This is a genomic window from Novosphingobium sp. CCH12-A3 (assembly GCF_001556015.1).
GTDB classification, from domain to species: domain Bacteria; phylum Pseudomonadota; class Alphaproteobacteria; order Sphingomonadales; family Sphingomonadaceae; genus Novosphingobium; species Novosphingobium subterraneum.
Map to the genome: position 1 here is coordinate 1 of NZ_LSIA01000131.1, position 455 is coordinate 455.

The 455-nt window shown below is 66.4% G+C and carries 1 protein-coding gene; it reads left to right on the forward strand.

Going from position 1 to position 455, the window contains the following annotated elements; translation table 11 throughout:
* A partial coding sequence (locus AX703_RS26580) for a transposase (protein WP_156452012.1) occupies positions 1–455 on the forward strand: 455 nt, incomplete at both ends.

Sequence of the window (455 nt, forward strand, 5' to 3'; positions counted from 1 at the left end):
GCCGATGGGCCCGCAAGCTCGCCTGGCTGATGGCGCCGCTGGGCGAGCGGCTGCTGGCGTACATCCTGGAAGCGCCGAAGATCCATGGCGATGACACGCCGGTCACCTTGCTGGGCAACGGGAATGGCAGTGCCATCGCACGATTCTGGGTCTATCTGCGCCATGGCTGGTCTAGCGGCGACATGGAGCCGCCGGCTGTGGCCTACCGCTTCAGCGCGGATCGCGGCGGTCATCATCCGGCCGCGCACCTCGGCAATTACCGCGGCTTTCTGCAGGCGGACGGCTTTGCGGGCTACAACGCGCTCTACCGCGACCCAAAGACCAAGGCACCACGCGATGTTGTCGAGGTTGGCTGCTGGGCCCATGCGCGGCGCAAGTTTACCGACGTACTCGACAAGACCCCGTCACCGGTCGCGGCCGAAGCCGTGGTCAGGATCGCGGAGCTCTTTGCGATC